The 8,067-nt window shown below is 63.2% G+C and carries 7 protein-coding genes; all 7 read left to right on the top strand.

Going from position 1 to position 8,067, the window contains the following annotated elements:
* Positions 1-1,991 (top strand): type I DNA topoisomerase (gene topA / locus EOD15_RS23340; protein WP_127408867.1); only part of this gene is annotated, 1,991 nt, incomplete at its 5' end.
* Between the two features lie 6 nt (positions 1,992-1,997).
* On the top strand, positions 1,998-4,316 hold the full coding sequence (gene rnr, locus EOD15_RS23335; RefSeq protein ID WP_127321833.1) for a ribonuclease R: 2,319 nt from the start codon (positions 1,998-2,000) through the stop codon (positions 4,314-4,316).
* A gap of 11 nt (positions 4,317-4,327) precedes the next feature.
* Positions 4,328-4,762 (top strand): DUF983 domain-containing protein, encoded by a 435-nt coding sequence (locus EOD15_RS23330; protein ID WP_174800363.1) that lies wholly within the window; start codon positions 4,328-4,330, stop codon positions 4,760-4,762.
* A gap of 86 nt (positions 4,763-4,848) precedes the next feature.
* Positions 4,849-5,589: an NUDIX domain-containing protein gene (locus tag EOD15_RS23325; RefSeq protein ID WP_127321832.1), complete on the top strand. Its 741-nt coding sequence runs from the start codon at positions 4,849-4,851 to the stop codon at positions 5,587-5,589.
* Positions 5,590-5,677: 88 nt separating this feature from the next.
* Positions 5,678-6,856 (top strand): MFS transporter, encoded by a 1,179-nt coding sequence (locus EOD15_RS23320; RefSeq protein ID WP_023810543.1) that lies wholly within the window; start codon positions 5,678-5,680, stop codon positions 6,854-6,856.
* A 110-nt stretch (positions 6,857-6,966) separates the two neighbouring features.
* The gene (locus EOD15_RS23315; protein WP_127271458.1) at positions 6,967-7,425 is read left to right on the top strand and encodes a hypothetical protein; all 459 of its coding nucleotides are present in this window, start codon (positions 6,967-6,969) and stop codon (positions 7,423-7,425) included.
* A gap of 153 nt (positions 7,426-7,578) precedes the next feature.
* Positions 7,579-7,746, top strand: a complete 168-nt coding sequence (gene rpmG / locus EOD15_RS23310; protein WP_006201775.1) for a 50S ribosomal protein L33 — start codon at positions 7,579-7,581, stop codon at positions 7,744-7,746.
* Positions 7,747-8,067 lie beyond the last annotated feature (321 nt).

Genomic DNA, 8,067 nt, shown 5'->3' with positions numbered 1-8,067 from the left:
GCAAGAAGCTGCAAAAGCTCGACATTTCCAACAAGGCGCAGGCCGACGACATCAAATCGATGCTCGAAGGCGCGACCTTCAAGGCGGTGTCGGTCGAAGCCAAGCCGACCAAGCGCAATCCCGGCCCGCCCTTCACCACTTCGACGCTGCAGCAGGCCGCCTCATCGGGCCTGGGCTTCTCGGCCAGCCGCACCATGCAGGTGGCGCAACGTCTCTATGAAGGCATGGAGATCGGCGGCGAGACCACAGGTCTCATCACCTATATGCGAACCGACGGCGTGCAGATGGCACCCGAGGCGATCGACGCCGCACGCGACGCCATTGCCAAGGAATTCGGCGCAAAATACCTGCCGGAAAAGCCGCGCCAGTATACCGCCAAGGCCAAGAACGCCCAGGAAGCGCACGAAGCGATCCGCCCGACGGATTTCATGCGCACCCCGGCATCGGTCAGGCAATATCTCGATTCCGACCAGATGCGACTCTATGAGCTGATCTGGAAGCGCGCCATCGCCAGCCAGATGCAGCCAGCCGAGATCGAGCGCACCACCGCCGAGATCGAAGCGGTCAACGGATCGCGCACCGCAGAGCTGCGTGCCATCGGTTCGGTCGTTCGGTTCGACGGTTTCATCGCCGCCTACACCGACCAGAAGGACGACGATGCGGAAGACGAGGAAAACCGCCGCCTGCCTGAAATCCGCGCCGGCGAGCAGCTAGCCCGCCAGGCGATCAATGCCACCCAGCACACCACCGAGCCGCCGCCGCGCTATTCCGAAGCTTCGCTGATCAAGAAGCTGGAAGAACTCGGCATCGGCCGGCCTTCTACCTATACGGCGATCCTGAAGACGCTCGAGGACCGAGACTACGTCACCATCGACAAGCGCCGGCTGGTGCCGCAGGCCAAGGGCCGGCTGCTGTCGGCCTTCCTCGAAAGCTTCTTCAAGCGCTATGTCGAATACGACTTCACCGCGTCCCTCGAGGAAAAGCTCGACGAGATTTCCGACGGCAAGCTCGCCTGGAAGGACGTGCTGCGCGATTTCTGGAAGGATTTTTCCGGCGCCGTCGCCGACATCAAGGAACTGCGCGTCACCGATGTGCTCGACGCGCTCAATGAGGAACTGGCGCCGCTGGTGTTCCCGACGCGGGAGGACGGCTCCAATCCGCGCATCTGCCCGAAATGCGGCACCGGCAATCTGTCGCTGAAGCTTGGCAAGTTCGGCGCCTTTGTCGGCTGCTCCAACTATCCCGAATGCTCCTTCACCCGCCAGCTCGGCGATGCCGCCAATCCCAATGGCGAGAATGGCGGCGGCGAGGACGGCACCAAGGTGATCGGCAAGGACCCTTACACGTCAGAGGAAATCACGCTGCGCAGCGGTCGCTTCGGCCCCTATCTGCAGCGTGGCGACGGCAAGGAGGCCAAGCGTTCCAGCCTGCCCAAGGGCTGGACGGCCGAGTCGATCGACCACGAAAAGGCGCTGGCGCTGCTGTCGCTGCCGCGCGATGTCGGCCAGCATCCGGAAACCGCCAAGATGATCTCAGCCGGGCTTGGCCGCTACGGCCCCTTCGTGCTGCATGACGGCACCTATGCCAATCTCGAAAGCATCGAGGACGTGTTCTCGATCGGCCTCAACCGCGCCGTATCGGTGATCGCCGAGAAGCAGCTGAAGGGCAAGGGCGGCCGCAATGGCGGTACTGCCGCAGCGCTGAAGGAGCTTGGCGACCATCCCGATGGCGGCGGCAAGATCGTCGTGCGCGACGGCAAATACGGGCCTTACGTGAATTTCGGCAAGGTCAATGCTACGCTGCCCAAGGGCAAGGATCCGCAGTCGGTGACGATCGAGGATGCGCTGGCATTGATTGCCGAGAAAGAGGCCAAGGGCGGCGGCGGCAAGAAGCCGTTCCGAAAGGCAGCCGCGGCCAAGGCCCCGGCGACCAAGAAAGTGGCAGCCAAGAAGCCGGCTGCGAAGAAGCCGGCCGCGAAGAAAAAAGGATAGGACAGCGTGGCGCGCAAGATCACCGGCAGAACCCACGGCGATCCGCGCACCGCCGACACCAGGGCCAAGGTCAAGGACGACTACCGGCCCTCGCGTGACGAAATCCTGCGCTACATCGCCGAAAATCCCGATCGCGCCGGCAAACGCGACATCGCCAAGGCGTTCGCACTGCGCGGCGACGATCGCATCTGGCTGAAGGATATTTTGCGCGACTTGCAGGACGAAGGCGTCCTCACCAAGGAGCGCAAGGGGCTGGCTCGCGTCGGTGCCCTGCCCCATGTCACGGTCCTCGATATTTTCGACCGCGATGCCGATGGCGTGCTCTTGGCCCGTCCTACCGAACACACGGCCAATGGGCCGCCGCCCATCGTCTCCATCCGCCTGTCGCGCAGTGGCAGTGGACCGGCGCCCGGCATTGGCGACCGCGTGCTGGCCAAGACCTTTCCGGCCGACGACACGAACGTCGCCCTGGGTGGCCCCGCCTACACCGGGCGGGTGGTGAAGATTTTCGAAAAACGTACCGATGCCGTGCTCGGTGTCTTTCGCATCTTGCAGGACGGCACCTTCCGCATCGAGCCGGTGGAACGGCGCCAGCCCGAACTGATCGTCGACAAGGAATTCCAGAACGGCGCCAAGAACGGTGACCTGGTGGAGGTCGAGCCGGCGCGGGCTTCCCGCTATGGGCTGCCGAGGGCCAAGGTGCTCAACGTGCTGGGCTCTCTGACCAGTGAAAAGGCGGTCTCGATGATCGCCATCCACGCGCACGACATTCCGCATATCTTCCCAACCGACGTCATCGCGGAATCCGAAGCGGTCAAGCCGGCGACGTTGGATCACCGCGAGGATTGGCGCGACCTGCCGTTGATCACCATCGATCCGGCCGACGCCAAAGACCATGACGACGCCGTCTTCGCTACGCCGGATCTCGACGAGAAGAACCCCGGCGGCGTGGTTGCCACTGTCGCAATCGCCGACGTCGCCGCCTATGTGCGCTACGGCACGGCGCTCGACCGCGAAGCATTGAAGCGCGGCAATTCGGTCTATTTCCCGGATCGCGTCGTGCCGATGCTGCCCGAGCGCATCTCCAACGATCTCTGCTCGCTGCGCGAGGGCCAGGACCGTCCGGCGCTCGCCGTGCGCATGGTTTTTTCAGCCGAGGGCCGCAAGCTCAGGCACTCCTTCCATCGCATCATGATGAAGTCGGCGGCAAAGCTCGCCTACCAACAGGCTCAGGCGGCAATCGACGGCGCGCCGGACGACAAGACAGGTCCGATCCTCAAAACCGTGCTGAAGCCACTGTGGGACGCCTATGCGATCCTGAAGCGCGGTCGCGACGGCCGCCAGCCGCTCGAACTCGACCTGCCCGAGCGCAAGATCGTGCTCAAGCCGGACGGCACCGTCGATCGCGTCATCGTGCCGGACCGGCTCGATGCCCATAAGCTCATCGAAGAATTCATGATCCAGGCCAATGTCGCGGCGGCCGAAACGCTCGAGGCGAAGAAACAGGAATTGGTCTATCGCGTCCATGACGCGCCATCACTGGCCAAACAGGAATCGCTGCGCGAGTTCCTGCAGACATTGGGCCTGTCACTCGCGCGCGGCGCGCAGATGCAGCCAAGCCAGTTCAACGGCATTTTGGAGCGCGTGCGCGGCGCCGACAATGAAGGCCTGGTCAACGAAGTGGTTCTGCGCTCGCAGAGCCAAGCCGAATACTCGCCAAAGAACATCGGCCATTTCGGTCTCAACCTCCGCCGCTACGCGCATTTCACCTCGCCGATCCGCCGCTATGCCGATTTGATCGTGCATCGCGGACTTATTGCCGCACTCGGATTGGGTCCGGGCGGGCTGACGCAGGACGAAGCGGCACGGCTCGAAGATGTCGCCGTGCTGATCTCCGGCACGGAACGCCGTGCAATGGCGGCCGAGCGGGACACGGTCGACCGTCTGATCGCCGCCTATCTCGCCGAACGCGTCGACGACCGGTTCGATGCCCGCATCTCCGGCGTCACCAAGTCAGGACTATTTGTCCAATTGCCGCAGTACGGCGCGGATGGTTTCATCCCGGTGTCAACATTGAACGGCGATTACTATATATACGACGAAACGGCCCGCTCCCTGTTCGGAGAACGCTCGGGCAAAGGCTACCAACTCGCGGACCGCGTCGAGGTCCGGCTCGTCGAGGTGGCACCGATGGCCGGGGCGATGCGCTTCGAGATGTTGACCGACCCGAAGCCTTTGCCGGGCTCCAAGCGGTCGTTTCACAAGGCCAAGGGCCGCGCTCGCGCGTCGCAATCGCGACCGGGTTCGCGCGGCAGGAGACGATGATGACAACAGCCATGGAAGAACAGGTTTTCGGCGGAGAACATCACTCGGGCCGGACCGCACGCCCGCTGTGGACGGCGATGAAGCGCGGCCTGCTCGGCCGCTGCCCGCATTGCGGCGAAGGCAAGCTGTTTCGCGCTTTCACCAAGACCGTCGACACATGCAGTGTCTGCGGCGAGGAATTGCATCACCACCGGGCCGACGACCTGCCCGCCTATCTGGTCATCGTCATCGTCGGCCATGTCGTGCTGGGCGCTTTCATGGGCGTTGAGGCCACGTCGACGCTGTCCACATGGCAGCACATCGCCATCTGGGTTCCGCTGACCATCCTTTTGTCGGTTGCGTTGCTGCAGCCGATCAAGGGTGCCGTCATCGGACTGCAATGGGCCTTCTATATGCACGGCTTCGGCGGCGAGCACGACGTGATCGAGCCGCATCCCGGAGCCTAGGCCGCAGCCAAGAATGCTGCCTGGCGCAACATACCGACCGTGAAAGGCCACTTTCGCTTGCCAGAAGTTTCCGCTAGGTCCTGCGCATGGACGGTATGACCAAGGCGGAAGTCGACAGGATCGAGCGGAGCATGATCGCTCATAGCGACCGGCCAATTCGCCCGCGCGACGCGGCAACCCTCATCCTGCTCGACCGCAAGGACGATGACGTGCTGGTTCTGATGGGTCGCCGTCATGCCGGCCACGCCTTCATGCCGGGCAAGTTCGTCTTTCCCGGCGGCCGCACCGATCCGGCCGACAGCCGCATACCGGTCGTCGCCGCATTGCACCCGGAGCAGGAAGCCAGGCTGATCGCCGGACCGGGCCGCACAAGCGCCGCACGAGCCCGCGCCATCGCCCTGTCCGCCATCCGCGAAACCTATGAGGAAGCCGGGCTGCTGATCGGCCGCAAGGGTGCTTTCGCAACCTCCAGGTCCGATTGGCAAGGCTTTGCCGAACACGGCGTGCAACCCTCTCTCGACATGCTGCGCTTCGTTGCGCGCGCCATCACGCCGCCCAACCGCGTGCGCCGCTTCGACACCCGCTTTTTCAGCGCCTGGCGTGACGACGTCGCCGTCGAACTGCCCGGTGGCGGTCCCACCAACGAGCTCGAGGAGCTGGTCTGGCTGCCGCTCGCCAAGGCCGGGGAAGCCGACATACCCGACATCACCCGAATGATCCTGGACGAGCTGGAAAAGCGCCTCGCCCATGATCCACTGTTGCGTCCAGGCGGACCCGTGCCCTTCTACCGGCTTGTTCGCAGCCGCTTCACCCGCGAACTTCTCTAGAGCAATTCCAGGAAAAGTGTGACGCGGTTTTCCCGGAAAAGCGCTCAGCACTTTCCTTAGATCAAACAGGCAGAGTATTCAGCATCCCATGACGGTCGATACCCAACCACAGGGCGACGAACGCGTACACTGGCTGCCGATGGTGGCGGCGATCTCGTCGATCAGCGTCGTCGGCATCGCCATCGGCCTCGGCATGCCGCTGCTCAGCGTCATCCTTGAAACGCGCGGCCATTCGGCTTCGATGATCGGCCTCAACACCGCCGTTGCCGGCCTCGCCTCGATCGCCGGTGCGCCTCTGGCGACCCCGCTCGCCATGCGCTTCGGCGTCGCCTGGACGATGATCGCCATGATCGCCGCCGGCGCTCTGGCCTTTGTCGGCTTTCATTTCGCACCCGATTTCTGGATGTGGTTTCCACTGCGCATCGTGCTGCACATCGCGCTGACGGTGCTGTTCATCCTGTCCGAATTCTGGATCAGCACCTCGGCGCCGCCGCACCGACGCGGCCTTGTGCTGGGCATTTACGCCACTGTCCTGTCGCTCGGCTTTGCCGCCGGACCGTGGCTGTTCGCCCATCTCGGCAGTTCCGGCTTCAGGCCGTTCGGCGTCATCATCGCCTTGGTGACGCTGGCGGCGATACCCGTGCTGGCAGCACGCAACGAGAGCCCTTCGATCGCCTCGGATGGCGAAACCAGCAATTTCCTGCGCTACATCTGGCTCGTGCCGTCGGCGACCGCTGCCGTGCTGGTGTTCGGCGCGGTGGAAACCGGCGGCTTTGCGCTGTTCCCGATCTATGGCAGCCGAATCGGCTATTCCGAGGCCGATGCGGCCCTTCTGCTGACCATGATCGGCCTCGGCAATGTGTTGTTGCAGATCCCGATCGGCATGATCAGCGACCGCGTCAGCGATCGCCGCTACCTGCTGATTGCCTGCGCCACGGTCGGTCTTATCGGCACCGTCTTCATGCCCTTCTTCGCCCAGAATTGGCATTTGATGGCCGCGCTTCTGTTCGTCTGGGGCGGCGTCGTCGCTGCCATGTACACGATCGGCCTTGCCCATCTCGGCTCGCAGCTTTCCGGCCATGAACTGGCGTCGGCCAACGCCGCCTTCGTGCTGTGCTACGGTGTCGGCATGGTGCTCGGCCCGCAGGCGATCGGCATCGGCATGGATGCGTTCGGCCCGTCCGGCTTCGGCTGGTCGCTCGGCCTGTTCTTCGCCGCCTATATCGCTTTGGTCGCCGTCAGGTTGGTTCGCAAGATCCTGCTGTAGCGCAACTGCCGCCAGCCCTGCATTTGGCGCGCACGGTGGCAGGCTGCTGACAGAACCGTGTCAGGAGCACAGGGCTAAAAGAGTGTCCCAAAACACTTGAGGACACTTCCATGATCGACAGCGGCTTTGAAACCACATCGCTACGAATGACACTGCTTCTGCTCGTGACCTTCCAGGCTCCGGCCGCCGACGTCGACCGCATCATGGATGCTGTGGTGGCGATTGCGCCGCTGGCCATGGGCAAATATGACCGCAATGCCTATCAGTCGGCGCACGGCATCGAACGCTACAGGCCGCTTGACGGTGCGGCCGCCGGTGCCGAAACCGAATTGCGGCGGCGGCCCGGCACGGTCGAGGTTTCCTTCGAACTGCCGGACGATCAGGTGCTGGCCGCCCGCGTCGTCGAGGCGATTTTCCAGGCCCATTCCTACCAGGAACCGGTGATCCGCATTCAACCGATTCTCGCCAGCCGTTCCAAGGGACTGGACGACCGCGCCAATCCGAATCGCTGGTGGAACACGACCGGAGACTGGAAGAAGGTTGCGTCACCGGCGACAGAAACCGCATGATTTCCGTTCACCAGCAGGCTCAGGCGGGTCGCACTAGGCTTGCCGGGCTTGACTTTCCGGGCGCGTTCTTTATGTGTCGCGCCAAGTTTCCCGCGTCCGGGTGTTTCCCCGTGCTCCAGCGGCCAAAACCCCACGAACAAACGGACTGATATCATGGCCAAAGCCGCAAACATCAAGATCAAGCTTCTGTCGACCGCCGACACCGGTTTCTTCTACGTGACCAGCAAGAACAGCCGCACCAAGACCGACAAGCTGTCGTTCCGCAAGTACGACCCGGTCGCCAAGAAGCACGTCGAATTCAAGGAAACCAAGATCAAGTAATCTGGTTTCCCGCTGCAATGCCGAAACGCCGCCCAATGGGCGGCGTTTTTCGTTTGTAACCAGTTGATTTCGTTGCACGTGAGCAGAGACTGCAGCCAAAAGGATTGACCCTTCGCCAAGGTTGCGGCACCCTTCGCCGTGGGTTGGGTGTCATGAACAAGGCGCCTATGGATGTCGAAGAAGGTGAAAGCTGCAATCATTGCAGCCCTTGTCGCTCTGGTTGCTGGCTTCGCCGTCAGCAACGGGCTGATAAGCCAGCAGACGGCCGATGAGATCAAGGCCAGGACTGACCAGGTTCTGAGTGAGGAAGAGGCCGCACCG

The sequence above is a fragment of the Mesorhizobium sp. M7A.T.Ca.US.000.02.2.1 genome (assembly GCF_003996995.1).
Lineage (GTDB): Bacteria > Pseudomonadota > Alphaproteobacteria > Rhizobiales > Rhizobiaceae > Mesorhizobium.
This window is presented reverse-complemented; position numbering and strand designations above follow the sequence as displayed.

Coding starts and splice junctions, on each gene's coding strand:
- EOD15_RS23320 (WP_023810543.1), top strand. CDS start 5,678: ATGACGGTCGATACCCAACCACAGGGCGACGAACGCGTACACTGGCTG.
- rpmG (WP_006201775.1), top strand. CDS start 7,579: ATGGCCAAAGCCGCAAACATCAAGATCAAGCTTCTGTCGACCGCCGAC.
- EOD15_RS23325 (WP_127321832.1), top strand. CDS start 4,849: ATGGACGGTATGACCAAGGCGGAAGTCGACAGGATCGAGCGGAGCATG.
- EOD15_RS23315 (WP_127271458.1), top strand. CDS start 6,967: ATGATCGACAGCGGCTTTGAAACCACATCGCTACGAATGACACTGCTT.
- EOD15_RS23330 (WP_174800363.1), top strand. CDS start 4,328: ATGGAAGAACAGGTTTTCGGCGGAGAACATCACTCGGGCCGGACCGCA.